Consider the following 25744-nt stretch of genomic DNA (forward strand, 5'->3'; position numbering starts at 1 on the left):
GGGCCTGCGGCGCTACACTCGCCGGCCGTCGTTGATCTTCCCGCCGCCATGACCACCCCGATCCGTCTCGACAAGCGCGTCTGCGCGCTGCTGCAGTGCTCGCGCGCGCAGGCCCAGCAGTACATCGAAGGCGGCTGGGTCAGCGTCGATGGTGTGGTGGTGGAAACCCCGCAGACGATGGTGACCGGGGAAACCGTCACCGTGGCCAGCGAAGCCAGTGCCGAGGCCGCCGAACCGGCGACCTTGCTGCTCAACAAACCGGCCGGCGCCAGCAGCGCCGACCTGCCGGCGCTACTGACCGAGGCCAACCACTTCGAGGGCGATTACTCGGGCATCCGCCCGCTGCGCCGTCATTTCCTGCGTCTGGAGGCACTGATGCCACTGGACGACGCCGCCAGCGGCCTGGTCGTGTTCACCCAGGACTGGCGTATCCGCCGCCATCTGCTCGAAACCGGGCACACCCTGGAACAGGAATACGTGGTGGAGGTCAGTGGCGAGCCGACGCCGTGGGCGATGCCCAAGCTGACCCAGGGGCTGATCTACCAGAACCGCAGCCTGCCCGGCTGCAAAGTCAGCTGGCAGAGCGAGCAGCGCCTGCGGCTTGCGATCAAGGACGTGCGACCGGGCCAGCTGGCGTGGATGTGCGCCCAGGTCGGGCTGAAGGCCGAACAGATCCGCCGCCTGCGCATCGGCCAGATCGGCCTGAGCAAGATGCCCGAAGGCCAGTGGCGCTACCTCCCGGCGACCCGACGCTTCTGAGGCGGCGTCGCCGGCAGCAGCGGCGGGCCCAGCAGCCGCAGCGCGGCCGCCGCGCCGGCACCACCAGAAACTGCAGTCGCAACGCCGGCGCCCGGCTACCGATCCCCCCGATGAGAGGCCGCGCGGCCCGGTAACGGGCGCACCCGCGGCATCGCCGCATCAGCGGCGCGTGCGCGCCTGTTCGGCCGCGGCCACGAACACCACGTCGGTGGAGGAGTTCAACGCGGTTTCGGCCGAGTCCTGCACCACGCCGACGATGAAGCCCACCGCCACCACCTGCATGGCCACGTCGTTGGAAATGCCGAACAGCCCGCAGGCCAGCGGAATCAGCAGCAACGAGCCGCCCGGCACCCCGGACGCGCCGCAGGCACCGACCGCCGCCAGCACGCTCAGCAGCAGCGCGGTGGGAAGATCCACGGCGATGCCCAGCGTATGCACCGCGGCCAGTGTCAGCACCGAGATGGTGATCGCCGCGCCGGCCATGTTGATCGTCGCCCCCAGCGGGATCGCCACCGAGTAGGTTTCCTCGTGCAGCCCCAGCTTGCGGCACAGCTCCATGTTCACGGGGATGTTGGCCGCCGAGGAACGGGTGAAGAACGCGGTCAGGCCGCTCTCGCGCAGGCAGCGCAGCACCAGCGGATACGGATTGCGGCGGGTCACCACCGCCACGATCAGCGGGTTGCCGATGAAGGCCATGAACAGCATCGCGCCGACCAGCACGGCCAGCAGATGCAGGTAGTCGGTCAGCGCGCCCAGCCCGGACTCGGCCAGCAGCGAGGCGACGATGCCGAACACGCCCAGCGGCGCCAGCTTGATCACCATCCGCACCAGCCAGGTGATGGCGTCGGCCAGCTCGCCCAGCAGCGTGCGGGTGGCGGCGCTGGCCTGGCGCAAGGCCAGCCCCAGGCCCACCGCCCAGGCCAGCAGGCCGATGTAGTTGGCATTGAGCAGCGCATGCACCGGGTTGTCGACCACCTGCATCAGCAGCGTCTTGAGCACCTCGCCGATGCCACCGGGCGCGCTCAGCCCGGCGTCGGCCGCGGCCGTGAGCTGCAACGTGCTGGGGAACAGGAAGCTGGCTGCCACCCCCACCAGCGCCGCGATCAGGGTACCGATCACATACAGCAGCAGGATCATGCGGATATGGGTCTTCTGGCCCTGGCGGTGGTTGGCGATGGACGCGGCCACCAGCACCAGCACCAGGATCGGCGCCACCGCCTTCAACGCGGAGATGAACACCGTCCCCAGCAGCCCGACCGCCTTCGCTCCGGCCGGCCAGAGCATCGACAACACGATGCCGGCCACCAGACCGATGACGATCTGCACCACCAGACTGGGCGCGCGGAAGGAGGAGGAACGGTCGGTCATCGCAGGACTCGGCACAGGGCAAACGCCGATTCTCCCCCAGCGATGGCCGCCACCGCATCCCCTTAACGTCATGGATGGAGGATCGGCGACGGCAACCCCGTAAACCCCGCTAGGATGGTGTCCATGCACACACCGCCTCCCCGCCCGCCGCGCCGGCGCCTGCTGCGCCTGGCCGGCCATGTGCTCGGCATCCTGGTGCTGCTGGTCATCAGCGGCCTGCTGCTTGGCGACCGGCTCACCCCCAAGGCGGTCGGCGCGCCGTCGAGCGCACTGCCGGTCCAGCCGGCGCAGACCCTGCTGGACCGCCAGCTGCAACCGCTGCTCGCCGCCCATCCCGGGCAGAGCGGCACGGTGTTCCTGAGCGATGGCCTGGAAGCCTTTGCCGCCCGCTCCATCATCACCCGCCAGGCCGGGCGCAGCCTGGACCTGCAGTACTACATGTGGCACGACGACATGGTCGGCCACCTGCTGGCGCGCGATGTCTATGACGCCGCCCAGCGCGGGGTACGGGTACGGCTGCTGCTCGATGACATGAACGCGGTCGGGCTCGACCCGCTGATGATGGCGCTCGATGCCCATCCCAATATCGAGATCCGCCTGTACAACCCGTTCCGCAACCGGGAGGGCCTGTGGCGGCTGGTGGAAATGGTGCAGCGGGTCTTCAGCATCAACCACCGCATGCACAACAAGGCATGGATCGCCGACGGCCGCGTGGCCATCGTCGGCGGCCGCAACATCGGCGCGGAGTATTTCAACGCCAAGCCCGATGTGAACTTCCGCGATCTGGACGTGCTGCTGGCAGGTCCCGTAGCCGCTCAGGCCAGCACGATCTTCGACAGTTTCTGGAACAGCGACATGGTGGTGCCGATCGCCGCCCTGCACCGCGCTTCCGAACGCGATCTGGCCAAGTTCATCAACCAGTCCGGGCAGGAAGCGCGCCAGCGCGAGAGCCTGCCCTACCTGGAGCGGGTGCGCGCGCGGCTTGCCGATTCGTACGTCGGAGGCGAGCTGGGATTGCACTGGACCGCTGGCGTGCAGATCCACTCCGATCCACCGCAGAAGCTGCGCGGCGCCGACCGCAGCGACTGGCTGGTCACCCGGCTGACCGGCGAACTGGCCAGCGCGCGGCACAAGGCGCTGCTGATTTCCCCGTATTTCGTCCCCGGCGAAGCCGGCACCGCCGGCCTGACCGCGCAGGTCGCCCACGGCGTACAGGTCGGCATCGTCACCAATTCGCTGGCAGCCAACGATGTCGCCGCCGTGCACAGCGGCTACATGCGCTACCGCAAACCGCTGCTGGCCGGCGGCGTGCGCCTGTACGAACTCAAGGCCCAGGACCGCCACAAGGCGTCCACCTTCGGCAGCTCCGGCGCCAGCCTGCACACCAAGGCGTTCGTGGTCGATGACCGGCGCGGCTTTGTCGGCTCGTTCAACCTGGACCCGCGCTCGGCCTACCTCAACACCGAGATGGGCGCGGTGTTCGACGATCCGGTGCTGGCCGCGCGCCTGCGCAGCGAATACCTGCGTCTGGCCAGCCCGGCCTTGAGCTACTGGGTCTATCTGGATCGCCAGCACGACCTGCGCTGGCTGGAATGGGCGTCCTCGCCGCCGGAGGTGCTGGGCACCGAACCAGACGCCTCGCTGCTGCAGCGGGCCACCGCCCGCCTGATCCGCTGGCTGCCGCTGGAGTCGCAGCTCTAGGCCGCGCTGTCGGCGCCGTCGGCGGCATCGGCACTGACCCGCTTCCACAGCCAGCCGGCCACATGCGCCGGCAGCTGCAGCGCCAGTTGCGCCTCGGCCTCGTCGGCCGGCAGTGCCCCGGCATTGCACAGCATCGACAGCGAGGCGGCCAGCTCCCCCAGCTGCAGCGAGCGCCCCAACCCACTGCCGGCGCCGTCGCTGTCCTGCAGCGCCTGCACGATGGCCGGCGCCAGCTCCCAGTGCCGGGCGATGCGCGCGGCGGTTTCGGCCGCACAGCGCTCGATCAGCTGCAGCAGCACCACCGCCGAGGGTTGCAGCAACGGCCGCCGTGCGTAGGCATCGGCGGTGGCCTGCACCACCATCGCCACACTCAGCCCGCGCAGCAACGCGGCCAGCTGCGCGGCGAAGCCGTCCTCGCGCTCCATGCTGCGGGCATGGTCGGCCGCGGCCAGCGACATGCGCAGGGTGTGATCCCACAACAGCCGCGAGAAGCGGCCGCCGTCGCGGTCGGAGGGATTCATCACCGGCTGGATCAACGCCGCCGAGATGATCTGGCGGATGCCGTCGTTGCCCACCAGCGTCACCGCCCGCTCGATGCTCTGCACCTCGCGGCGCTGGAAGCGGTACAGCGGGCTGTTGGCGATCCGCAGCAGGTTGACCGCCAGCACCGGATCACTGCCGATAATGCGGCTGATCGAACGCGCCGAAGCGGTGCTGTCATTCACGCTCTGGATCAGCTGGGGCAGCAGTTGTGGACGGCGCGGCGTGTAGCGCGGCGACAGGTCCGCCCGTCCCAGCGTGGTGCTGACCTCGGTGAGCAGGGCCTGATGTGCCGGCCCCGGCGTTTCCTCGGGCAGCGCGGGCAGGCCCAGTGCCAGCACATGGAACTGCTGGCGCAATGCGCTCAGTGCAATGGGTTGCACCTGCGGCAATGACGCCTGCGGGCCGGTGTCGGAAGGTGACCGCGACGACCAGCGCGCAGGCAGCTTCCGGCCTCCGGCCAGACGCGCGATCAGAACCACTGCCAATGCAGCCGCGATGGCCGCCAGAATCACCATGTTCAACGTATGCGCCATCCGTGCAGAACCCCACCATCCCTATCGGCCGTGGCGGCAGCGAGTTGAGCAGAGCGCCGAACAACGCCCGGCGCCCAGGCAACCGGCCCCGGACAGGGCCGGCGTGACGCGGTGTTGCTTACTCTTCGACCTTTTCCAGGACGATCCCCATCGGGCCTTCCAGCGAACCGTCTTCCTTGATGGTGAAGTTCAATTGGGCATTGCCCTGCGGCAACTGCACTTTCAGCGACTGGCCGTCGCGTTCATAGCTCATCTTCTGTGACACGCCCATGGCTTCAACCGTCACCTCGCCATTGGACTGGAAGGCATAACGGGTGATCCCCAGCTGATCGCCATAGGTGCCGTTCAAACCCTGGCTACATGCAGACAACAGGCACAGTAGTGCCACGCCAAAAAGCTTTTTCATTGTTTTCCCCTGTGATGTGTAGATACCGCGCTTCCATACGCCGCTTCCGGCGCCGGCGATTCTGGCACATCAACGCTCGCTGGCGCCCGTCGTTACCGGTGTTTGCGTGGCGGTGGTGGGAACAACGCGGCGCACCAGCACCAGCGCGAATGTCAGCCCCGCACCGATGGTCAGCACCGCACCGGTGGCGAACGCGCTGGCCAGGCCGACCTGCGAGGCAATCAATCCGGCCACCACCATGCCCAGTCCGATGCCGACATCCAGCGCGGAGAAATAGGTGGCCACCGCGGTACCGCGCTGCGCATGCCCGCCCAGATTTACCATCATCGTCTGGTAGGCCGGATAGACCACGCCAAAGCCGAAGCCGACCAGCACGCCGGCGGCGTAATACAGCCCCGGCCCCGGCGCCATGGCCATCATCCCCAGCCCGGCCACAATCGCGGCGGTGCCGCCATGGGTGGCCCGCACCACGTTGCCGCCATCGATCAGCCGCCCGGAGAACGCACGCGAAACCATCATTCCCACCGCCATCAGGGTGAAGAAGATCCCGGTGTTGGCCGCACCCAGCTGCTTGCCATAGATCGCCGCGAACGCCAGCAGCATGCCGTAGCCCAGCCCGATCACCGCCAGATTCAACGCCAGTGGCAGACCCCGCACCAGCAGGAACCGGTCCAGCGACAGCACCGTTGCCGTGCCCCGGCGCTGCTTGTGTGATGAACGCACGCGGGTGGCCACCAGCAATCCGCCAATACCGGCGCCGATGGACACCTTGAAGATCAGCTCGAACGGATAGTGGTCCATCAGCCACAGCCCCACCATCGGCCCCAGCGCCATCGCCAGACTGCTCATCAGACCGAAAAAGCCGATGCCCTCCCCGCGGCGCACCGAGGGAATGATGTCGATCGCCTGGGTCGCCGCCGCCGTGCTGAGCACCGCGAAGGTCACGCCGATGCCCAGCCGCACGATCACGAAGGCCAGGACGGTATGCGCCAGCAGATAGCCGGACGTGAGCAGCACATACCCGGCCAGCGCCGCCAGGTAGGCATGTTTGGCATTGAATCGGTCGACGATGAAGCCGGAAAACGGCCGCACCAGCAGCGCGGCGATCACATAGCTGGAAAGAATGCCGCCCACCGTCGCTTCACCGATCTGCAGCTGCTCCACCAGGTGGAACGGCAACGTCGGCATCAACACGTAGAACGACAGGCCCATCAGGAAGTTGGCCAGGCACGCCAGCAGGAAACCCGGCGTCCACAGGACAGGTTTGAGCTCGGTCATATTGCAGCCAGTCTAGCCAGCGGCGCATGACCTGCCGCGGAACGCCCTGCGCCGGCCGCCCGAAGCGATGACGGCGCACCGCCGCTGCGCTTAAGCTGGCCGCCACCGCGCTGCCGGAGCCGCCCATGACCCGCCTGCTGATCGTGCTGTCGATGCTGCTGATGTCCACCGCCTGCACCCTTGCACGCACGAGTACGGCGGTCGCCGGCCGCGGTCATTTCGAAGCGCGCGAGCTGCCGTTCGAGGGCCGCCTGTTCCGCTACCAGGTCTTCGTTCCGGCCCGCCGGGATCCGTCCGGGACACCGGTCGTGCTGTTCCTGCATGGCTCGGGCGAGCGCGGCGACGATGGCCGCCGCCAGTTGCTGGCAGGGCTCGGCCCGTGGCTGGAAAAGAACGCCGACAGCTTCCCGGCGCTGGTGGTACTGCCGCAGGTGCCCCAGGACGAGGAATGGCTGGGCCGCAACGCGCGCATGGCGCTGGCCGCGCTGGATGCGGCCAGTACCGAGTTCCACGCCGATCCGCAGCGCATTTACCTCACCGGCATGTCGATGGGCGGCTACGGCACCTGGGAACTGGCCTTGATGCAGCCCCAGCGCTTCGCCGCGCTGGTGCCGGTGTGTGCGGCGATCACCGCCCCGCGCATAGGCCGCACCACATTGCGGGTGGATCAGGTGGCCGATGAGACCGATCCCTACACCGCCGTGGCCACCCGGCTGCGCGGGGTACCGGTGTGGATGTTCCATGGCGCCGATGACACCGTGGTGCCACCGACCGATGCGCGCCTGATCGCGCAGGCCGCACAGCGGGTCGGCGCCGACCTGCGCTACACCGAACTGCCTGGTGTCGGCCACAACGCCTGGGATCCGACCTACCGCGATCCGGCGATGTGGGCGTGGCTGTTCCAGCAACGGCGTCCCTGAGCGGCGCGCGCGCCGTGCCGGCTCACCGGCGCGATGCGCGGCTCAGCCGACGCCGCGGATCGCCAGGGTCAGCGCCAGCACGCTCAGGATCACCGCGATCGTGCCGTCAAGCACGCGCCAGGTGGAGGGCTTGGTGAACAGCGGCGCCAGCAGGCGCGCGCCCAGTCCCTGCATGGTCAGCCAGGCCGCGCTGGCGGTCACCACACCGGCGGCGAAGGCCATGCGGTTGTTGCCGAAATTGTCGGCGATCGAGCCGATGACCATCATGTCCAGCCAGAAGTGCGGATTGATGATCGAAAAACCCGCCGCCGCCATCAGCGCGGTGCGCAGCGACTGCTCGGCGTCATCGTCCAGCTGCATGCCGCCGCCCCCGCTGAGCGCGCGGCGTGCCGATTGCAGCGCATACCAGGCCAGGAACGCCACGCCGCCCCACAGCAGGACCGTGGTCAGCCATGGCAGTTGGTCGGTGAGCGTGCGCAGCCCGGCGACGCTGGCGAAGATGAAACTGGCGTCGATGGCGAAGCAGGTGGCGATGATCGGGACCACGTGCTGGCGCATGATGCCTTGGCGCAGGATGAAGGCGCTCTGCGCGCCGACGATGGCAAACAGACCGATACCGATACCGGCGCCACTGAGCCAGGCGCTGCCGGCAGCCTGGGTGGAGATAACCGAAAACATGGGGAAACTGCCTTGTTGCGAGGGGGAGCGCCGCAGCGGGGGGAATCACCGCCGCGACTGAACGACGCAATTGTCGCAATGCAGCATCAAAAAGTGGAGCTAAACTTCGTTAACCATCTTTAGCGGAACTTAATCGATGCGCATCGATCACGCCCAGCTGCGGGCCTTGGCCGCGGTGATCCGCGAAGGCAGTTTCGAGCGCGCCGCGCTGTCGCTCAATGTCACCGCCTCGGCGGTATCGCAGCGGATCAAGGCGCTGGAGGACCGGGTCGGCAAGCTGCTGGTCAAGCGCTCCAGCCCGACCGTGGCCACCGCCGAAGGACAGATCCTGGTGCAGCTGGCCGAGCAGACCGCCCTGCTCGAACGCGATGCCTTCGAGCGCATCGGCATCTCCGACAACGAACTGCCACGCGCCAGCATCGCCGTGGCGGTCAACCACGACAGCATGGAAACCTGGTTCCCCGAGGCGGTGCAGACCTTCTCGCAGCACACCTCCACCACGCTGGATCTGCACACCGAAGACCAGGACCACACCGTGGCCCTGCTCCGCCAGGGCGCGGTGCTCGGCGCGGTGACCACCCTGTCCGAACCGGTGCAGGGCTGCCAGATCCACGCGCTGGGCAGCATCCGCTACGCCGCCACCTGCACCCCGGAATTCCACGCCCGCCATTTCGCCAAGGGCGTGAACGCCCAGTCGCTGGCGCAGGCGCCGGTGCTGGTATTCAACCGCAAGGACGACATGCAGGCCCGCTACGCGCGGCGTCTGGCCGGCGTCGACCATCCGCTCGATGCGCCCACCTGGTGGATTCCCTCCACCCGCGCCTTCGTCCATGCCAACCTCGGCGGACTGGGCTGGACCATGAACCCGCTGCCGCTGGTGCGCCGCCACCTGGAAAGCGGCCGGCTGGTCTACGTCAAAGCGCGCGCGTGGGAGGACGTGCCGCTGTACTGGCAGCACTGGAAGGGCGAGGTGAACTCGATGGCGCTGCTGACCCGCGCCATCCTGCAGGCTTCGGCGATGCTGGTGCGCAAGCGCAGGTAACGCCTTGCGCGCCCTCACCGGCACGCCTGCAATCCCGCAGAAAGCCCACCCGGCTCACCCGGATGGGCCGGCTCCGCGTCGCGCCCCCCGCACTCAGCGATGGGCCAGCGCGTAGTCCAGTGCCCCGCGCACTGCCGCCACCTGTGCCAGATCGCATTGCTGCGGCGTGGCCTTGGGGCTGTCCGGGTAGACCTCGGTGGTGGTGGTGTAGCGGGCATCGGTGATGCTGGCGCACAGTCCCAGCGCCTTGAGCGGATACTCGATGACGCCCGGCGCCACCACCGGCGAACCGATGATCTGCCCCTGCGCATCGGCCGGGGCGATATGCGTCACCTTGGCCACTTCGGCGTTGACCGCCTGCTGGAATGCCGGCTGCGGGTTGAGCGAATCGGCACACAGATAGAAACCATCGGGAATCTCGCCCGGTTCGAACGGCTTGCCGTCGCGCGCGGCCAGCGCCGGACGGAATTCGGATTCGTCGCTGTCGGTGGTCTCATGCAGATCGATATGCACCAGGAAGCGGCCCTGCAGCGGCGCCACCAGCGCCATCAGGGCGGCCGATTCCTGCGCCGGGCTGTCGGGCACGAACGAGCGGTTCGGATCCAGTGCCAGCGCGTTCCAGCGCTGGATGCGCTCATAGCCCCACGGGCTCACGCACGGCGCGATGAGCAGATTGCAGCGACCGGTGTAGTCGGCCGCATGCTGGTCCACGAACTGCAGTGCGCCCTGCACGCCGCTGGTCTCATAGCCGTGCACACCCCCGGTCACCAGCATCACCGGCAACGCCTCGTCCCAGTTGCGGCTGCGGATCGCAAACAACGGATAGCGACCGGACGGATAGTCCAGCTCCCCGTACTGCGACACATCAAAGCGCTCGCGCAGCGCGTCGATCTTGCTCACCACTTCCGCGGCGTAGCTGCGCTGCACGGTCTGCCGCGCCAGCCACTGCGCCCGTTCGGGCGCGCCCCACGGCTGGCCGGGCGTGCCCACGGGATAGAAAGCGGCAGCGGTATTCATACACACACTCGTCAAAGGTCGAAGACAGGGCCGAACTCTACACCCAAGCCACGCGCCGGTTCATGCCGGGCATGGGCGTTTGCATGAACCGCAACGCAACCGCGATCGCGCCGTTTCATTTTCCGTTTCGGCCTGCACAGGCAGGCTGCAACACGCCGTTTCCAACACGCCAAGGAGCCTCTTATGCGCATTGTTTCCTTCCCGCTGGCAGCGACCCTGCTCGCTGCAGGCATGCTGGTCGCCAGTGGCGCGCACGCACAGACCTATGGCCCACGCGATGAAGGCCGCCGCTTCGACGATGGCAGCCGCGTGGTCTGCCACGACGTGGAAGTGGCCAACAACGCCCGCGACCAGAACCGCGTCGCCGGCACCGCCACCGGCGCGGTGATCGGTGGCCTGCTCGGCAACCAGGTCGGCAAGGGCAATGGCCGCAAGCTCGCCACTGTCGGCGGCGCAGTGGCCGGCGGCCTGGTCGGCCGCAATGTGCAGGGCCGCAACCAGGAGCGCAACGGCCAGCGCGTGGTCCAAACCCGCTGCGAACGGGTCTATCGCTGATCTTCCGTCCCCGCAAACAACAAAGGCCCCTGTCGGGGCCTTTGTTATCGAAGGGAAGCCACTGCCACAGCCGCTGCGCTCAGGGCTCACCGTTGTCGGGCATCAGCAGTACCAGCGGTGCGCAGGCCGCCGTGCTGCAGCCGAAATAGCGGGTGACATCGCCACTTTTCCACACCGCAGTTCCGGCGGCATTGATACTGAAATCCCAACGCTTGCCATCGGCCTGCACCACGCCTTCGATGCTGCAGGGCAGCTGATAGAACCCTTGCGTCGGCATCTGCGGGTACTCGGTGGCAAGCGCGAAGAACCGGCCGGCCGCATCGGCATCCAGCCTCCATTCGCTGCACGCCCTGGGCAACTGGACGCCGCCAGCTGCCGGTTCGTCCGCCAGGCGGGCACCCTGGATACTCAGCACCTGCGGCAGATCCATGCGCTCCTGCTCAGCGCGAGGGTCCCCCTTGCTGCACCCGCTCATTGTCGACAACAGCAGCAGGCTGATACAGGCCAGCCCCCTCCCCGAGGGTCTTGTATGAAACGACATCGTGCGCATAGACGTCCTGTTCTCCCAGTCCGTACTGCTGTTGAAGAATTCCAACCAGACGGTTGATTGCGACGGTCTGGGCCGCGGTAGGGGCCTCCCAACTGCCATCGACATGTCGCGCCACCACCTCGATTCCGACACTGTCTTCATTGAGGGGATAGCGCTGCGGGTACTGCTTGGCTTTTTCATGATTGTGGGTCGCCGTCGGATTGAAGCCGCGCTTTTCCGCCAGCCGGGATTCCTCCTCCGAACAGGTTCCCTCCTCCACGCAGCGGGATTTGATCTTGCCCACATGCAGGGTCTTTTGGCCAAGGGACGCGGTCTGGTAGATCGTCCCGTCCTTGTCGATCAGGAAGTGGGTGCCGTACTGGACCCCATCGCGGCCGCTGGCAAAGCTCTTCAAAGCGCTCGCGGCGGTTGCCGACTCGGTCCGGTGCATCACCAGCGCAACAGGCTCGCCCATGGACGAACGCCCCAGCCCCGGCACTTCATGCCGGGTGACCGCCTGATCGGTGAGGTAACCATCCGCTCCCACCACCGGCTCCGTGGCGCTCGTCTGCTGCACCCCGCGCAACGGCACATTCACATGATGGACCGGAGGCTGCTCGCCGAAGGGGCGATACACAGCGAACACACGGTCCTCGTTGACCAGCACCTGATCCACGCGCGCCATTACCGGATTTCGCTTCACTTCGGCATGCAGCGCTTCGAGTAACCCCTGTTCCAATGCCGCGCCAAGCCCCAGCTCGACGATGGAACCCTGCAATTGCTCCCGTAACGACATCGGAGTCGTCTGCACCGCCGGATCTGTCGCTCTTTCCATGCTGCCTCCATCCCTGATGGCCCCTGCAGGCGGAGATGTAGCAACCTCACCGTCAATGACGGGTTAATCGAACAGGACTGTCATCACACTTCCAGTGATGCGCTGCCCGCGACTCATCGCACCGTATGGCTTTTCCAAAGCCCATCACGGATACGCAATGGTGTGACGGCACAGCACCGCCCTTGAACAGCCAGCACCGCATACAACAAAGGCCCCTGTCGGGGCCTTTGCTTTAACTCTCTACGATGCTCAGTTCCTGCCGGCCAGCAGCGCGCTGATGTCGGCATCCTTCTGCAGCCACAGGCCGTTCATCCATTTCTGGAACTGCGCGCGGAAGGTGCGGTCGTCCTGGTAATTGCCGCCGATCAACTCGGCCGGAATCGGATGCTGGCGGATCAGCACCTTGATCTCCGGAACCCGGTTGCTCATCAGATCCATCATCGACGGGATGCCCTTGGGATAGACGATGGTGACATCCAGCAACGCGTTCAGCCCCTTGCCCATCGCATCGAGCACGAAGGCCACCCCGCCGGACTTGGGCTTGAGCAGGTGCTGGAACGGCGAAGACTGCGCGGCGTGCTTTTCAGCGGTGAAACGCGTGCCCTCGACGAAGTTCATCACCGCCACCGGAATGCTCTGGAACTTCTCGCAGGCCTTGCGGGTGACTTCCATATCGCGACGGCCCAGTTCCGGGTTCCTGACGATCTGCTTGCGCGTGTAGCGGCCCATGAACGGGAAATCCAGCGCCCACCAGGCCAGGCCCAGCACCGGCACCCAGAACAGCGAACGCTTCAGGAAAAAGCGCAGCAGCGGAATGCGACGGTTGAACACCTTCTGCAGTACCACGATGTCCACCCAGCTCTGGTGGTTGGCCAGCACCAGGTAGTGCCCGTCACGCTGCAGGTCGGCCTGGCCTTCCACGCTGAAACGGGTGCGGGTGAACAGCGCCAGCATCGCGCTGTTGACCGCCACCCAGCTCTCGGCCAGACCGGTCAGCAACGGATTGCAGGCCAGCCGCACCCGCTCGAACGGCAATACCGCCTTGACCAGCGCCACCACGAACAGCGGCAGGCAATGGGCCAGCGTATTGAGGGCGATCAGCAACAGGATGGGAGCAACGCGCAGCCACTTCATAAGAGCACCGGGGCAACCCCGAAAATCAGGAAAGTGCCACAGGGTAGCAAAACCGCCACCGTTCCCCTGTCCGACCAAAGGGGTAGACGCGGGCGGGCGCTTGAGGCCCGGCAACGGCGCCCGGTCCTGCGGCAGCAGACGCCCCGCCGCCCTATCACATCGGCTTTTGCGGATTCCGGGCCAAATAACATCAAGTTCAGCGACGGTTGTGCAGGATGTCCGCGCTTCCCCGCCCTCCTTCGCGCACCCCACTACCGGGGGCGTACCGGCGCTCATTCCGCGCCACCTCCACGGGAAGTCACGATCGTGGCAACGACGCCGTCAGCGGCAGCGTTGCCGTTCCGCCGGGCGGCAATGCGCCTGCCAACGGCGAATCGACAGAAGGAAATCCGATGCCCCGCAAGGCTACAACCCACCGCAGCAGCACGTCCTCGAAGTTGAAGCAGGCCAGTGCCAGCAAGAGCATGAGCTTCGATATCACCAGCGAAAGCATCGCCTCGGACCTGGCCGCATTCCGCAAGCAAGGTGGCAAGGTCGAGGTGCTGGGCAACACGCCGATGCGCGTGAACGTCACCGCCTTCCGCTCCAAGGGCAACACCGAGCGCAAGAAGGCTGCCGCCCCCGAGGCGGCCAAGGCGTAACGCCGCCAGCACAGGGCGCGGCATCCTCGCGCCCCGTCTCCGGAAGGCCCCGCATTGCGGGGCCTTCTTCGTTGGTGGAGGGCAACCCGCGCAACAGGCGACCGGCCTCAAGCACACGCCGCTGCGGCCGATATCCCTGCTTCGTCGTCGATGTGACCGCTGTTTTCACCAGGAGCCCTGTGATGCCGCTTTCCCTCTCCCGCCTGCGCCTGCTCGTGGCTGTGCCACTGATGCTGGTCCTTGCCGCCTGTGGTGGCCCGATGGATACCGCCCTGGTGACCGGCAACGGCGCCGATCCGTACTTCGCCTCGCTCAACCCGGTCTTTGCCAAGATGAGCGAACACGAACAGCAGGGCTTCAACTGGGCCGTGTCGGACCTGGATCTGGACCGCCTGCACAGCCGCTACCCCGGCAACAGTCCGCGCCAGATCATCCGCGGTGAAGTGGCGCAGGTGCTGGAAACCTATCCGGCGCGGATCGCGGCGCTGGAGCCGCAGGCCCTGCAGGCGGCGCAAGTGCGTGCGCAGTTGGCACAGGTCACCGCCGTGCAGACCGCCTTCCGGATCGAGAAGGACTTCTTCGGTCTGGCACCGAAGATCAGCGCCACCATCGAGAACAACAGCCCGCTGCCGATCAGCGCGTTGGAGTGGAACGCCGCGTTGTATCTGGACGACGCCGAAACGCCGGTAGTGACCACCACCCTGACCGACAACTACCGCGACCGGGGGGGCCTGGTCCCGGGCGGCCGGCACAAGCGCGAGTTCGCCATCGGCTTTGTGCGCGGCGACGAGACCTGGACCACGCTGGAAATCCGCAATGCAAAACGCACCCGGGTGGTGCTCGAACCGCTGGCCACCAGCGTGCAGGACTTTGGCGACCGCCACTACCTGCCCGAAGACCCCAGCGCGGAAATCGAACGCCTGCGCAGCGTGATCGCCGCCGCCACGTCCTACCAGGACATCTGAGCACCGGCACACGCCCGATCGCCCGCTGAAAAAAGAAGCCCCGCCATGCGGGGCTTTTTCAATTCCGGTGGAGGTCGAGGTAACCGCCCGCCGGGTTTTGTCGGGACGTTGCCGGAAAAGCCGCCGGTTCCTACGTGAGTCCATTTTCAGGGGCGCTCAACCGGCTATGCTGGCGTGCGCTTGTTGCGCCGCCGACGGCTGCTGCCGGACGGCGCCCCCGACCTCCAGGAGAAAATGATGAGCAAGGGTATGGACCAGAAGAAGGACCAGAAGAAGAAACCGGCCAAGACGATGAAGGAAAAGAAGGCCGAGAAGCGGGAAAAGAAAGCCAAGTAAGGCAAGCGGTGTCGCCGTGACGTTGTCCGTCGCGGCGACGGGCGCGCAAACGACGCCCGCACCACACCCCCCGGCGGCACGGGCCGCCCCCTGGCAACACCACCTGCTCGACGTCCCCGTTGAACAGGACAGGCGCCGCCCCGGCGCTACCGCGACTGCGCCGACGGCCACACCGCATTCGTGCCAGTCATGCCCCATCCCGGCGCGGACCGGCACCCTGCTCGCCCGGCCAATGAACCCGGTACTGTCCCGCCGGTATCACGGCGTCAGGTACCCGCTCACCTCCTCGGCCTGCCGCTGGCTGTCTATGGCCAGCAGATCCTTGAGGATGGCCGTGTGCCCGGAGCCGGCAATCACCAGCACGCGATGGCCCGGCGCGGCCGCCTTCTGCACGTTGGCATACATGCGGAAATTGCGGTGCCACCAGCTGGCCGAGGCATCGGCACCGGCAAAGCTGCCACCGGCATCCACCGCATTGGTGCGGATATACAGATCCTTGTTCTCGCGATCACGCGCCACATCGTTGCTCAGCTGCAGCAGCTGCAGCAGCTGCGGCAGCGACAACGTGGCCTGCTCCTGCCCGGTGCGCTCGGACAACATCTTGAACGTCGCCTCCATTGCCGCCTGCATCGCCGGATCGTGTGCCTTGATGTAATTGAACATCGGCTCCGCCTCCCAGCCCACCTGGCCCTCGTCAAAGCAGGTCACCCGGTCCAGTCCCGCCGCTTTCGCCACGCGGAATCCGATCTGGTAGGTCTCGTTGGACTTCAGCGCGAAGGTGCCTTTCCGGTAACCGTCAAACTCCGCATCCAGCCGGGGCTGCGCCGACGCCTCGCACTCCACCAGCACATCGGTGGGCGCGAAGGCCGCCAGCCGCGTGGCCAGCCCGTCCAGATAGTCCTGGTTGGCCGGGGTCATCACGTCGATCACGCCGGACTTGACCATATCCAACCCCGGATTGGCGAAGTGGAAAGCCCCCAGCATCAGCACCTTGCCCGGCGCCGGCGTGCCCCCGGTCGCACCCGCCACCGCAGGCAATGCCATCACACACATCAGCAGCGCAGCGCGCTGCCATCGGTTGAAACTCATCTCTTGCCCTCAGGTTGTATGTACGGCCATCGAGTCGGGTACCACTGCCAGATCAACGGGACCTTACCGCCAAACCGGCAGGGCACCAGCACCAACCCGAGTGGACCCGCTGGATCTCACCCAACGACAACGATCTGCCAGATGGCCGACCGTGCGCTTGACGGCATCGCAACGAGAATCGGCGTAACGTGGCGCTCCCCACTCCCGCCCGCGCCAGCGGCACACCTATCTGTCCAGGAGCAACATCATGCGTATCGGAATCACCATGGGCCTGGTCCTGCTCATCAGTCCGCCAACATGGGCCGCATCCAGCGGCGGGCTGCCGCTCTTCAACGCGACCTGTCCTCTTGGACTGGAGGTCCATGGTGATGAAGGCGGGCCGGTGTACGTGAATGGCAAGGAAGCCGTACTGAAGAAATTCAACGATAACTACTACGAAGCCAGGGATGCGGCGACCGGCACGACCCTCTCGCTGTCCAAGAACCCGGACGGCACGCTGTCGGCCTCGTATACGGGACGCGGCGGCGCGAACGGCGTGTGCCAGATGCACACGACGGCCGACGTGAGCGGTGCGTCTCACGCTGCACAGCCCACTGTGGCCGCCTCACCGGCCGCGCGTGGCCCCGTTGTAACCCCAGGCAACATGCCGGCGTTTTGTCGTGGCGAGGTATCCGGGATGTTTGCTACCCGGCCTGCTTATGTGAAGACCGATCCGGTCGCCCGCGCCAAGGACGGCAGCACCTCGATCGACGGTACGGTCGACAAGGGCAGCGAAGGCATCAAGCAATTCAGATGCCGGTTCGATGCCACGGGGCGCTTCATCGACGTCATGGCGCTGACGAGCGACGGCTATTGACTGAGACCACCGGCCAGACCCCGGCGGCGATGGACAGGCGCGCGGCCGGCGCAGGGAAATGCATGACTGAGCACGCCTGAGGCGACAAAGGCCCCGCACGGCGGGGCCTTGTCCATCTGGCATCCGCGGCGGACCGGGCTCAGCCCTTGGCCGCCGGCGCCTGGAACACCGGCTCCAGCAGCCGGAACGTGCCGGCATCGGCGTCCATCTCCACCTTGCCGCCAACCGGCACAATGAACTGCTCGCGGATGTGGCCGATCATCGCGCCGGTATAGGCCGGAATGCCCAGCGGCAGGATGTAGTCATCCAGGATCTGGTCCAACGTCAGCGAACCATAACCATCGCCCGGCTTGCAGTCGTTGCAGTCGCCGAAGATGAAGCCGGCGATCCTGTCCAGCGCGCCCATCAGCTTCAAGGTGCTGAACATCCGGTCGATGCGGTACGGCGCCTCGGCCACGTCCTCCAGGAACAGGATCTTGCCGGTGAAGTCCGGCAGGTACGGCGAGCCGGCCAGCGCGGTCAACACGGTGAGGTTGCCGCCGATCAGCTCGCCCTGTGCGCGCCCGCCACGCAGGGTCACGGTACGGTTCTTGCGCGGCACCAGCTCGTCATCACTGCCGGTCGTGTTCTGGTAGTTCATCAGCTCGCGGTTGAAGAACAGGCGCTCGAACTGGTCAACGTTGAAACGCGGCCAGCTACCGGCGCCGATCGGGCCGTGGAAGGTCACCAGCCCGGTTTTGGCCTGGATCGCGCAATGCAGCGCGGTGATATCCGAATAGCCCAGCAGCACCTTCGGATTGGCGCGGATGCGCGCGTAGTCGAGCATCGGCAGCAGCCGCGCCGCACCGGAACCACCGCGCACGCAGACGATGGCCTTGACCTGCCTGTCGCCGAACATGGCGTTCAAATCCCCGGCCCGCTCGGCATCGGTGCCGGCCAGATGGCCGTGGCGGGCGCCGTAGTGGGCACCGGTTTTCACCTTCAAGCCCAGCGCTTCCATCGCCTCGCCCGCCAACTGCAGGCCCAGCCGCTCGCTGGTGGCACCGGACGGGCTGACCAGCCCCACCGTGTCGCCCTTGTTCAATGCCGGCGGCAACAACCGGCGCGGCGCGGCCGTCGCCGCCATTGCGCCCTGCAGGCCGGTCAGTGGGAGTGCCGCCGCCAGTGCCGCACCGCCGATAAAACGCCTTCTATCCATGCCCACACCCGCAAAGAAAAACGTTCCGCAGCCTAGCAACCCCGCGCAACGCCCGCCAACCTGCAACGCAGCACGGGGGCCCGGTGTTTTTCCGGCACCGCGTCGCGATATGTGCCTGCAGCGCGCCGCACGCGCGCGACGTGGCCGCGGAAAACAGAAAGCCCCGCAGTGCGGGGCGCTTGATTACCGGGGAGCCAACAACAACGGATTACGCCGGCCGCTGCCGGTATTTTTCCGCCGCCGCGCCGAGCTCCGCAATCTTGAGCACCCGCGCCTGCTCCGCCTTGCGCAGCGCTTCGCGCGCCTCTTTGACCACCTCGTTTGCCAGACTGTGGCTGGTGTGCAGACGCTTTGCGTCCATCGCGGTATCGAGCCGTTTCTGGGCCAGCTTTATCGCTTTGTCGACGCGATAGAGAGGACCGTTCAAACCCACGGTAAGAGGGGGATCGTAGCTTTTCGTCATGACGTGCATCTCTGATCGGATCGGCATCACCGCCAGGCGCAAAGCACTGCGCCTGTACGTGGCCATTGGGAAACATCGGGGGAAGCATTTGGTTGAGGCGCCCCGGCCTCAGCGCTGGTCCAGCGCGTGATGGATCAACACCACGCATTGCGAGGCGAACAGCATCGTCGGCCCCAGCGTGATCTTCTTGGCGCCCATCCGTTCCAGGCTGGGGATCACCTTCTTCGGCATCGGGATATGGTCGGTCAGCACGAAGCACGGCTTGTCGGCGAACACCTGCTCGCCGATCGGCGTGCCCTTGGGGTCCATCAGGAACAGCTGGTGGTCTTCGGCCAGCTCCTGCATCAGCCGCTCGAAGCTGAGCGTGCGCACCGTGACCCCGGATTCCACCGGCCGGCTCTGTTCCTTGCCCATGCCCTGCGACACATCCAGCGCCTTGGCCACCTTGCCCAGCAGCGCGGCCTCGTGGAAGCCGTTGAACTCGTGCATGGCATTGACCTCGAAACGCACCGTGCGCGAGAAGTCCTGGGTGCTTTCCAGCACCAGATAGACCACCACATCGGCGCGGTGCGACTGGGCCACGAAGATGGCGTTCATCAGCGTGTGCGCCAGGATTTCGGTATGGGCGTCCTGCCCCACCGAGGCCAGCAGCTTCTGGCGGTCGGTGGGCGCGGCGCGCGCGCGCATTACAAAAGTTCGCATGGGGCTCGTGAGGGGTCCGGGGGAAACGCGACAGCGCAGTGCCGCCGGCGCATTGTCGCGTGAAACCAGCCACTGGGCCATGTTACGGAACGCCCGGGCGCCCTCCCTGCCCTCATCTTAGACAGGCGGCCACCGGGCCGGCAGCCGCAAAGTGGGGCCCAAGGTGTCCAGCACCGCGGCAGCCCTCCCATTGCCGCCCCCCGGTAGGCGCAAAGCCCGCTAGGATAGCTTCTGAGCTACTCCGTTGAGCCTTTTTTCTATTCCGGATAGCTTCTGAGCTACTCCGTTGAGCCTTTTTTCTATTCCGGATAGCTTCTGAGCTACTCCGTTGAGCCTTTTTTCTATTCCGGATAGCTTCTGAGCTACTCCGTTGAGCCTTTTTTCTATTCCGGATAGCTTCCGAGCTACTCCGTTGAACCTTTTTTCTATTCCGGATAGCTTCTCAGCTACTCCACCGAGTCCTCGGACTGCTTCCGGCGCCCCCGGCCTGGCGCCCCAAACACGAACGGCTTTGGCCTTGCACCGAGGCATCGAACGCCCCCACAACGAAACAGGCCGCCCTAGGGCGGCCTGTGAGAACGCATGCGCAATAACTACCGCTTACGCCGACTCGGGCTCCGGCTCGGAACGGCGGCGGCTTTTCTTCCAGCGAAAGCCCAACTCGTTGCGCAAGGCGTCCAAGCCCTTGTCCCGACCCGAGACCTTGAGCTGGTTGTAGCCCTCCAAGGCCACGGTCATCACGTCGCTGCCCAATGTCATTTCGGTATCCGATGCACGACCGCCGAGCCGATTGAGGCGATCCATGATCGGCCGCAACTGATCGACCGCCACCAAATCGGCTTTGGCACCGGGCAGCGCTGCCGACAGGCTGGGCGGAATGATGTCCGGGTTCTGCTCCAACGCCTCCAATGCCCGGCGAGCGAACACTTCTGAGCCCGGCCCCATCTTCAACATCCGCCGGCGCTGAAACGGCTGCATGGCCGTCAACTGGCTCAGCTCCGTTTCCAAGCTGAGCAACGCTGCGTTGATCCGGTCTACCTGTTCTTGCGACAACACCAAAGAAGCCTTGCTCTGTGCCATTTCGAACTTCCCTTTCATAGAAAGCCACCTTCTTGGCGGCAGGCCTATTGCGGGCAATGGCGCATCAGATGACTATCAGGCCTTGTCTTTCTGTGCTGTCACAGATTGCCGATGAAACTGTCAGAAAACTCTGACAGCGCCCGGTTTTCCACGCACTCAAGCGTGCCTGCATCAGGGTACATGCGCAAAAAAAAGTAATGCAGGCTTGGCCGCGATCTCCCTATTTGATCTCGGGAATGAAACCCGCAGTGTCTGCCAACGACAGCTCCCGAAGCTCTTTCCAGCAGTCCTCCTTCTTTGCCCACTCGCTGACCATCCTGCCGTTTGCCGTCGAGTGCAAGGCGGCATTTACCTCCCTTGCCCACACCCGAATCTGATCCTTGAACGCGCCAGAAATACCCTGCTGCTCCCATATACGAACAAGATCAACCCTGCCCCCATGGGCCTTGGCAATCAGCGACACAAGATAGATGGCCACATTTCCTTGAAATGCCGGGAACATTGGCCTGACAAGCGAGTGGACCTGCTTGAAAAGAATCACCTTGCCGATCATGCGTTTGAATGCATGAGCATCTGGAATGATCGACTCACCACGCTCTTCCCGCTCACGCACATCATCCATGAACCGGGCAAAATTTTTCTGCCCACCAAGGCTTGCCAGATCCGGCCTGCCATCCCACGAATTGAGGAACTTTGCGAGATCCGTCTTGGTCAGCCGACGTGCAGGCGGAACAACGTTCGTCTTAAGGTTCCTGTACCTCGCTGGTGTACTTCCTTCGCGGGCCAACATGGTTGTATAGCTGCCGGCCGCGCGCTCATAGAACCAGCGCCCAACGCCATCGGGCAGATACACTGAATTCGAGAGTTTTTCCAGTTCAACATGGAAAGGAGAGTTCGCGGAGAGATCGGATTGTTTGACAGTATTCTGGCTATTGGCAAACCGGGAGATGTCGCTGATCAACGCCTCCTCCGCAGCTGGATTATCGGCTTTGAGGACAACGACCTTTGCGGGAACGCCAACTCTTCCAAGATCGGTGTCAGCATATTTCTTCTTGGTGAAATAAATCGAGGCCGTTGTCTGCCCACCGTTTACGATCTGCATGCCTTTCAACCAAGCAATCCCAGGACCGCCCTGAGTGGTCCTCCCCAAGCTTGCCTCGTCGGCAACAACCACAATTCCATTGTTATAGGCGACAAATTTTTCCGGCTCTGACCGCAGGGTCACCTGTATCCCCTTATTCACCTTGCCTGTTGCACTGAGGAATGATCGGACATTGGCCTCAAGAAGGCGGGCTCCATACTTGTCATAGAGATGGCGTAAAACCTCTCCGGGGAAAACGGTCATTGCATAATCGTAGGAATTGTCTCCACCGGAAATGTAGACACAAGGCAGTGGGCCGCCGGCGACATCCGTGAAGTTTACGACCAGCTCGTCCCTCGGCTTGCCTTCCGAAAGGTGGCGATGCAGTCGCTCAATATCCATTACCTCGAGGCGAATGGTCTTTCCCGCAATCTCCTGCGACTTGAAATTCTTTGTCTTGACCTGCCCATCGGTAAGTACGTAGATCCGGACTTCTTCCAGCTCCCCATATCCCCGTTCGATATGAACAGCGAGCTCATGTCCGTCATGGGCAGGATCTAGGGTCTTTGCCATCTTCCCTTCCGCAGACAACTTCAGAAAGCGGAAGCAGTACTCGGCGGCTTGCTTGGTCTCCGAGTCTGGAATTGGCGTCAATTCCTCAGAATCGAGATACACGGTGACAAACAGATCAAGACGATCTCCATCCTCGGAAATGGAGTACCCGCTCAATCGGATGTTCCCCCTTCCGGCCCTGCCGTCCACGTGACAGACCTGGGGCTCGTAGGTCATTCCTACGTCCTCCATGTGTTTCATGACGATCTCCGAGAAGACCAGCTCAGGATAGGGATACGCTGTTCCCGATGCGACTGCCCTGTCGGCGATCTCATCTCTCACCTCGGCACGAATCTGCCCCAGAAACTCGATCAACTCCATGCTGCATTCACTCCTAGATTTGAAGAAATTTCACTGAACGTGATCGCAACCACCGGTATCACATCCAGATCCATCGTGTACTTGGCATCGTAAATAGCGCTGGGCACGTTCGCCCTTGTCAATCGAGGAGAGTCATCCTCTACCAAGCGATAGGCCAACTCGCGATTTACGAAGCGCCTCACGTAATTATTCCGCATGGAGTCGATGTAGCCGGCGGCAACAAGCCTGCTGGAGAGCAGCGCGATCGCGGCTTCGTCATGAATTTTCTCTTTGAGCAAATCAACGAGATCGGGCAACGTACTCCCGTTGTTGGATTGCCCAAGCCTGACCGAACCGACATAGAGCGGCTGATAGAGGCTATTGTCCAATTGATCCAGATTCCCGATCTTGGCCACAAATCCCTTCGGAGCGGTGGTGGACTTCACTTCAATCCCGCCGGGACCGATCCTGAAGTCATGCAATCCGTCGGTGGGCCCGACCCATGATTGGATCGCGTCTGCCGCGAGCATCCCATCGGATATCAAATTTCCAAGTACAAACAACTCCCCGACCAAACCAATCTCCTCCTCTGCGGAGAGAAGGTCTGGCCGGTTGTGTTTCATGAAGTTCTGCCATGCATGGATCCGTGTCATCAGGGCAGAAAGAATTCCTTCTCCTCCATCACCACCTAAGCGCGCGAGCAACGAAACGAGATCGGCGGCCATCAAGGAGAACAGCGGAAGCTGACCGCCCTGCTGACGCACCAAGGCAAACCATGTTCGCTTCGATGCATCTCCAGGCAACTCGGTGTGGATGAATATGAAGCCTTGTCCACGAGGCAGCTGGGATTCGACGGGTACCGTTGCACCAGAGATTCCAACCAGAAGGCTCTCCTCGTTACCAGTGCCCTTTCTTCCAGCCATGACCTTGCAACCGTTGGCACTGAACAGATCAATGACCTTCCAGCCCACACTTCCGGCTTCGCCACTCAATGCCCGCCACGCTGAGGCAAGCTGCTCCTCTTCATTCAGAGGCACCATAATCCTGCTCCCAGCCTACATTGTTGACCTTGTATTCGACCCGGGCATCGGCTTTACTGCCCGGAAAGCTGATGGCAAAGCCTATGACATCAGACAAGCCATCCGACGTGTTTTTCTCAAACTGAGGATCCACGGCATACAGAAGAAGAAGTCCCCTATCAGGCTCAGGAGGAACTCCCAAGGCACCGAGTCCTCGAACTTTTCTGATGGCTGGGCCACCAGGTGTCGTGGGTCGCTCCGTCGATTTCGCCTCTTTCTTGCTTTCCCACATTTCAATTGTGGATTGCAGGGCAGCTTCCCATTGCTGATGATTCAATCCAATGGTTTCGTCTTTCGGATCCGACAGAACACCGATGGCGAATCTTCCACCATCGAATAGCTCAGCACCACGACTGATCTTGTTAATTTCAATGCCTGGGGAAAGCAATATTGGAGTACCGCTCTGCTTGCCGAGTACGGCCACATTCCAGCTGGTCAGCTCACCAAGCATCGACATCTTCTGGATGAATTCGGCGAGGACAGCACTGTTGACCCGATGGGCGTTACTGTTCGTTCGGTAATCGGCAAGAAAATCCACAACCGCTTGCACAGACACATTGCTCCACAGGTGGCCGCTCCACGAGTTCGAAATTTCACCGAAAGAGTTTCCAAATTTGTTCCTTTCTTGAGGATCCCCCAGGTTCCCGATGAATCTGCGCGTGGCAGCCATGTTCTTTTGCGCATCCCCCTTTGAGAACGAAATCGTCTGCATGAGTTGACCGCTGTAGGAGAGGAGCAGGGTCTTGGCACTCCGCATCTTGATCTGGGATGTCACCATGAGTTCCGGGTGGGACTGCACCTTGAGACCAAACTCCCTCGGGGTAGCCCCTGAATTCGCCATCAGGTCGAACTCCTCCCGTAGCTCGGCTGCGGCATCGGAGATGTGCTGGAACCACTCAACCAGATCGGGAGAGGTGTACAGACGACACAGGTCGAGATAGCCAGGGCGATAGCCGAACCAGCGGCCCATCTGCATCAGCGTGTCGTACATCTTCGAGGCACGCAGGAAGTAGCTGGTGCAAAGCCCTTCCAAGGTAAGCCCACGAGCCAGTTTATCCCCGCCGATGGCGATAACCTTCAACCCCTTCTCCTTGTTCTCCTCATAGTCCAGGGCATCTTTTGCGGTGCCATTGATCATCCGGACATCTATGTCCTCAAGAACGTCGGGAAGAGCCTTCAGCACCTCATCCCATGAAAAATCGTCAAGGGGAATGTCGCCAAGTCCGGCGGCCCTGACTTCGTGCGTGGCTGGCAGGAAATCCAACTCCCATATGACGCGAAATCGCTCCAAGATCTCCTCGTGCCCCATTCTCCGGCCAATCCTCTGCCGCAAAGACTTGACGTAGTTTTCGACGTCAGCCTTGACGTACTGCTGCACCTGATTGAAGCGCGTCACGTGGACAAGCATCGAACTGTGCATATTGACTTGGCCCCGCAGAACGCGAGCAGCGCAAGCAAGTACAAAAGAATCGATTGCGGCGCGCAGGCTGGGGGGAAGCTGCTCTGTGGCGCTCCAGACAGGAACATGCCCATTCCTGTGTTTGACCGGCATCCAATCTGTATGCCCGTCTTTCGACTGAAAATCCTCTACTTCCTTCACCAGCGGCAATTTTTTTGTTCGTCCTTCAGGGGACGGATGGCCGAACACGACGGAAGGTCCCACGTAATTGCTGGGAGCAGCCAAGTTCTGGATGAAGGCCGAAGGAAAAAGATCCGCTCCTTCGGTTTTTGTCTCGCCACGCTCATGGATGAAAATATTGGCGAAAGGTGTGGCGGTATAGCCTACATAGGCGGATCGGGAGAAGGAGTGCAATATGCGCCGGATCAGCTTGTTTATAACTGTCGGGTCATGCTCTTGATCTGGAAGCTCTGTAGCCTCATCCATTACGTCGTCGGCCGTATCCACGGATGCATTGTCAGCCTCATGGTAATCCCCCCATTAACCAGAGTTCTGAGAAGTAGAGCTATGCGGCCATGGCCAACCGCTGCTTGGGGGTGATGCCGCCCAAGGCCATGTTTGGGCGTTCATGGTTGTACATCCACA

The 25744-nt window shown here is 63.9% G+C and carries 25 protein-coding genes; 8 read left to right on the forward strand and 17 right to left on the reverse strand.

Features of this window, described 5'->3' with window-relative positions; genetic code table 11:
- Nucleotides 1-48: 48 nt before the first annotated feature.
- Nucleotides 49-759 carry an rRNA pseudouridine synthase gene (locus tag ARC78_RS08970; RefSeq protein WP_057506136.1) on the forward strand — a complete coding sequence of 237 codons (711 nt, stop codon included), beginning with the start codon at nt 49-51 and terminating at the stop codon, nt 757-759.
- A gap of 159 nt (nt 760-918) precedes the next feature.
- Here ARC78_RS08970 and sstT read toward each other — a convergent pair whose 3' ends face one another.
- Nucleotides 919-2127, reverse strand: a complete 1209-nt coding sequence (sstT, locus tag ARC78_RS08975; protein ID WP_057506137.1) for a serine/threonine transporter SstT — start codon at nt 2125-2127, stop codon at nt 919-921.
- A gap of 123 nt (nt 2128-2250) precedes the next feature.
- Here sstT and ARC78_RS08980 point away from each other — a divergent pair, with 123 nt between their 5' ends.
- A complete protein-coding gene (locus ARC78_RS08980) occupies nt 2251-3828 on the forward strand; it encodes a phospholipase D family protein (RefSeq protein ID WP_241772711.1) in 1578 nt (525 codons plus the stop codon).
- On the opposite strand, the gene ARC78_RS08985 is transcribed toward ARC78_RS08980, so the two are convergent.
- From ARC78_RS08985 to ARC78_RS08995, 3 genes are all read right to left on the reverse strand, one after another.
- Nucleotides 3825-4904 (reverse strand): HDOD domain-containing protein, encoded by a 1080-nt coding sequence (locus ARC78_RS08985; protein ID WP_096144936.1) that lies wholly within the window; start codon nt 4902-4904, stop codon nt 3825-3827. The two genes, ARC78_RS08980 and ARC78_RS08985, sit on opposite strands and share 4 nt — an antisense overlap.
- 118 nt (nt 4905-5022) lie before the next feature.
- The gene (locus ARC78_RS08990; RefSeq protein ID WP_145974306.1) at nt 5023-5310 is read right to left on the reverse strand and encodes a hypothetical protein; all 288 of its coding nucleotides are present in this window, start codon (nt 5308-5310) and stop codon (nt 5023-5025) included.
- 69 nt (nt 5311-5379) lie between these two features.
- Nucleotides 5380-6588 (reverse strand): MFS transporter, encoded by a 1209-nt coding sequence (locus tag ARC78_RS08995; protein WP_054660290.1) that lies wholly within the window; start codon nt 6586-6588, stop codon nt 5380-5382.
- Between the two features lie 125 nt (nt 6589-6713).
- Here ARC78_RS08995 and ARC78_RS09000 point away from each other — a divergent pair, with 125 nt between their 5' ends.
- On the forward strand, nt 6714-7508 hold the full coding sequence (locus ARC78_RS09000; RefSeq protein ID WP_199398903.1) for a carboxylesterase family protein: 795 nt from the start codon (nt 6714-6716) through the stop codon (nt 7506-7508).
- Between the two features lie 42 nt (nt 7509-7550).
- Here ARC78_RS09000 and ARC78_RS09005 read toward each other — a convergent pair whose 3' ends face one another.
- The gene (locus tag ARC78_RS09005) at nt 7551-8186 is read right to left on the reverse strand and encodes a LysE/ArgO family amino acid transporter (protein ID WP_057506140.1); all 636 of its coding nucleotides are present in this window, start codon (nt 8184-8186) and stop codon (nt 7551-7553) included.
- 136 nt (nt 8187-8322) lie between these two features.
- On the opposite strand from ARC78_RS09005, the gene ARC78_RS09010 reads away from it, so the two are divergent.
- Complete coding sequence (locus ARC78_RS09010) at nt 8323-9228, forward strand: LysR family transcriptional regulator ArgP (protein ID WP_057506141.1); 906 nt, start codon at nt 8323-8325, stop codon at nt 9226-9228.
- A 93-nt stretch (nt 9229-9321) separates the two neighbouring features.
- Here ARC78_RS09010 and ARC78_RS09015 read toward each other — a convergent pair whose 3' ends face one another.
- Nucleotides 9322-10245: a M14 family metallopeptidase gene (locus ARC78_RS09015; RefSeq protein ID WP_057506142.1), complete on the reverse strand. Its 924-nt coding sequence runs from the start codon at nt 10243-10245 to the stop codon at nt 9322-9324.
- Nucleotides 10246-10428: 183 nt separating this feature from the next.
- Between ARC78_RS09015 and ARC78_RS09020 the strand changes: the two genes are divergently transcribed.
- Nucleotides 10429-10800: a glycine zipper 2TM domain-containing protein gene (locus ARC78_RS09020; protein WP_054658921.1), complete on the forward strand. Its 372-nt coding sequence runs from the start codon at nt 10429-10431 to the stop codon at nt 10798-10800.
- Between the two features lie 79 nt (nt 10801-10879).
- Here ARC78_RS09020 and ARC78_RS09025 read toward each other — a convergent pair whose 3' ends face one another.
- From ARC78_RS09025 to ARC78_RS09035, 3 genes are all read right to left on the reverse strand, one after another.
- A complete protein-coding gene (locus ARC78_RS09025) occupies nt 10880-11230 on the reverse strand; it encodes a hypothetical protein (protein ID WP_057506143.1) in 351 nt (116 codons plus the stop codon).
- 10 nt (nt 11231-11240) lie between these two features.
- Nucleotides 11241-12164 (reverse strand): N-acetylmuramoyl-L-alanine amidase, encoded by a 924-nt coding sequence (locus ARC78_RS09030; protein ID WP_096144937.1) that lies wholly within the window; start codon nt 12162-12164, stop codon nt 11241-11243.
- A 249-nt stretch (nt 12165-12413) separates the two neighbouring features.
- Nucleotides 12414-13298, reverse strand: a complete 885-nt coding sequence (locus tag ARC78_RS09035) for an acyltransferase (RefSeq protein WP_054658925.1) — start codon at nt 13296-13298, stop codon at nt 12414-12416.
- Nucleotides 13299-13690: 392 nt separating this feature from the next.
- Here ARC78_RS09035 and ARC78_RS09040 point away from each other — a divergent pair, with 392 nt between their 5' ends.
- Both ARC78_RS09040 and ARC78_RS09045 read left to right on the forward strand, forming a co-directional pair.
- Complete coding sequence (locus ARC78_RS09040) at nt 13691-13939, forward strand: hypothetical protein (RefSeq protein WP_054658926.1); 249 nt, start codon at nt 13691-13693, stop codon at nt 13937-13939.
- A gap of 182 nt (nt 13940-14121) precedes the next feature.
- The gene (locus ARC78_RS09045) at nt 14122-14904 is read left to right on the forward strand and encodes a hypothetical protein (protein ID WP_054658927.1); all 783 of its coding nucleotides are present in this window, start codon (nt 14122-14124) and stop codon (nt 14902-14904) included.
- Nucleotides 14905-15498: 594 nt separating this feature from the next.
- Here the strand turns inward: ARC78_RS09045 and ARC78_RS09050 are convergent.
- Entirely contained in the window at nt 15499-16329 is an 831-nt protein-coding gene (locus ARC78_RS09050) for a DUF5694 domain-containing protein (protein ID WP_054659715.1), read from the reverse strand.
- A gap of 247 nt (nt 16330-16576) precedes the next feature.
- On the opposite strand from ARC78_RS09050, the gene ARC78_RS16855 reads away from it, so the two are divergent.
- The gene (locus ARC78_RS16855; RefSeq protein ID WP_199398904.1) at nt 16577-17185 is read left to right on the forward strand and encodes a hypothetical protein; all 609 of its coding nucleotides are present in this window, start codon (nt 16577-16579) and stop codon (nt 17183-17185) included.
- 139 nt (nt 17186-17324) lie between these two features.
- Here the strand turns inward: ARC78_RS16855 and ARC78_RS09060 are convergent, their stop codons facing one another.
- From ARC78_RS09060 to ARC78_RS09090, 7 genes are all read right to left on the reverse strand, one after another.
- On the reverse strand, nt 17325-18383 hold the full coding sequence (locus ARC78_RS09060; protein ID WP_054659713.1) for a S66 peptidase family protein: 1059 nt from the start codon (nt 18381-18383) through the stop codon (nt 17325-17327).
- Nucleotides 18384-18591: 208 nt separating this feature from the next.
- Entirely contained in the window at nt 18592-18846 is a 255-nt protein-coding gene (locus tag ARC78_RS09065; RefSeq protein ID WP_054659717.1) for a hypothetical protein, read from the reverse strand.
- A gap of 108 nt (nt 18847-18954) precedes the next feature.
- Nucleotides 18955-19548, reverse strand: a complete 594-nt coding sequence (gene trmY, locus ARC78_RS09070) for a tRNA (pseudouridine(54)-N(1))-methyltransferase TrmY (RefSeq protein WP_054659711.1) — start codon at nt 19546-19548, stop codon at nt 18955-18957.
- Between the two features lie 600 nt (nt 19549-20148).
- Nucleotides 20149-20646, reverse strand: coding sequence for a hypothetical protein (locus ARC78_RS09075; RefSeq protein WP_241772712.1), 498 nt, complete (start codon nt 20644-20646; stop codon nt 20149-20151).
- 202 nt (nt 20647-20848) lie between these two features.
- On the reverse strand, nt 20849-22642 hold the full coding sequence (locus ARC78_RS09080) for an AIPR family protein (RefSeq protein WP_057506145.1): 1794 nt from the start codon (nt 22640-22642) through the stop codon (nt 20849-20851).
- Complete coding sequence (locus tag ARC78_RS09085) at nt 22633-23661, reverse strand: PD-(D/E)XK motif protein (RefSeq protein WP_054659941.1); 1029 nt, start codon at nt 23659-23661, stop codon at nt 22633-22635. The genes ARC78_RS09080 and ARC78_RS09085 overlap by 10 nt, the downstream gene beginning before the upstream one ends.
- Nucleotides 23645-25606, reverse strand: coding sequence for a Z1 domain-containing protein (locus ARC78_RS09090; protein ID WP_241772713.1), 1962 nt, complete (start codon nt 25604-25606; stop codon nt 23645-23647). The genes ARC78_RS09085 and ARC78_RS09090 overlap by 17 nt, the downstream gene beginning before the upstream one ends.
- Between the last annotated feature and the right edge of the window lie 138 nt (nt 25607-25744).

The sequence above is a fragment of the Stenotrophomonas pictorum JCM 9942 genome (assembly GCF_001431585.1).
Taxonomy (GTDB): domain Bacteria; phylum Pseudomonadota; class Gammaproteobacteria; order Xanthomonadales; family Xanthomonadaceae; genus Stenotrophomonas; species Stenotrophomonas pictorum.

Excerpts from the sequence above, each read along its gene's own strand:
- ARC78_RS08970 (WP_057506136.1), top strand. The coding sequence starts at position 49 with ATGACCACCCCGATCCGTCTCGACAAGCGCGTCTGCGCGCTGCTGCAG.
- sstT (WP_057506137.1), bottom strand. The coding sequence starts at position 2,127 with ATGACCGACCGTTCCTCCTCCTTCCGCGCGCCCAGTCTGGTGGTGCAG.
- ARC78_RS08980 (WP_241772711.1), top strand. The coding sequence starts at position 2,251 with ATGCACACACCGCCTCCCCGCCCGCCGCGCCGGCGCCTGCTGCGCCTG.
- ARC78_RS08985 (WP_096144936.1), bottom strand. The coding sequence starts at position 4,904 with ATGGCGCATACGTTGAACATGGTGATTCTGGCGGCCATCGCGGCTGCA.
- ARC78_RS08990 (WP_145974306.1), bottom strand. The coding sequence starts at position 5,310 with ATGAAAAAGCTTTTTGGCGTGGCACTACTGTGCCTGTTGTCTGCATGT.
- ARC78_RS08995 (WP_054660290.1), bottom strand. The coding sequence starts at position 6,588 with ATGACCGAGCTCAAACCTGTCCTGTGGACGCCGGGTTTCCTGCTGGCG.
- ARC78_RS09000 (WP_199398903.1), top strand. The coding sequence starts at position 6,714 with ATGACCCGCCTGCTGATCGTGCTGTCGATGCTGCTGATGTCCACCGCC.
- ARC78_RS09005 (WP_057506140.1), bottom strand. The coding sequence starts at position 8,186 with ATGTTTTCGGTTATCTCCACCCAGGCTGCCGGCAGCGCCTGGCTCAGT.
- ARC78_RS09010 (WP_057506141.1), top strand. The coding sequence starts at position 8,323 with ATGCGCATCGATCACGCCCAGCTGCGGGCCTTGGCCGCGGTGATCCGC.
- ARC78_RS09015 (WP_057506142.1), bottom strand. The coding sequence starts at position 10,245 with ATGAATACCGCTGCCGCTTTCTATCCCGTGGGCACGCCCGGCCAGCCG.
- ARC78_RS09020 (WP_054658921.1), top strand. The coding sequence starts at position 10,429 with ATGCGCATTGTTTCCTTCCCGCTGGCAGCGACCCTGCTCGCTGCAGGC.
- ARC78_RS09025 (WP_057506143.1), bottom strand. The coding sequence starts at position 11,230 with ATGGATCTGCCGCAGGTGCTGAGTATCCAGGGTGCCCGCCTGGCGGAC.
- ARC78_RS09030 (WP_096144937.1), bottom strand. The coding sequence starts at position 12,164 with ATGGAAAGAGCGACAGATCCGGCGGTGCAGACGACTCCGATGTCGTTA.
- ARC78_RS09035 (WP_054658925.1), bottom strand. The coding sequence starts at position 13,298 with ATGAAGTGGCTGCGCGTTGCTCCCATCCTGTTGCTGATCGCCCTCAAT.
- ARC78_RS09040 (WP_054658926.1), top strand. The coding sequence starts at position 13,691 with ATGCCCCGCAAGGCTACAACCCACCGCAGCAGCACGTCCTCGAAGTTG.
- ARC78_RS09045 (WP_054658927.1), top strand. The coding sequence starts at position 14,122 with ATGCCGCTTTCCCTCTCCCGCCTGCGCCTGCTCGTGGCTGTGCCACTG.
- ARC78_RS09050 (WP_054659715.1), bottom strand. The coding sequence starts at position 16,329 with ATGAGTTTCAACCGATGGCAGCGCGCTGCGCTGCTGATGTGTGTGATG.
- ARC78_RS16855 (WP_199398904.1), top strand. The coding sequence starts at position 16,577 with ATGCGTATCGGAATCACCATGGGCCTGGTCCTGCTCATCAGTCCGCCA.
- ARC78_RS09060 (WP_054659713.1), bottom strand. The coding sequence starts at position 18,383 with ATGGATAGAAGGCGTTTTATCGGCGGTGCGGCACTGGCGGCGGCACTC.
- ARC78_RS09065 (WP_054659717.1), bottom strand. The coding sequence starts at position 18,846 with ATGACGAAAAGCTACGATCCCCCTCTTACCGTGGGTTTGAACGGTCCT.
- trmY (WP_054659711.1), bottom strand. The coding sequence starts at position 19,548 with ATGCGAACTTTTGTAATGCGCGCGCGCGCCGCGCCCACCGACCGCCAG.
- ARC78_RS09075 (WP_241772712.1), bottom strand. The coding sequence starts at position 20,646 with ATGAAAGGGAAGTTCGAAATGGCACAGAGCAAGGCTTCTTTGGTGTTG.
- ARC78_RS09080 (WP_057506145.1), bottom strand. The coding sequence starts at position 22,642 with ATGGAGTTGATCGAGTTTCTGGGGCAGATTCGTGCCGAGGTGAGAGAT.
- ARC78_RS09085 (WP_054659941.1), bottom strand. The coding sequence starts at position 23,661 with ATGGTGCCTCTGAATGAAGAGGAGCAGCTTGCCTCAGCGTGGCGGGCA.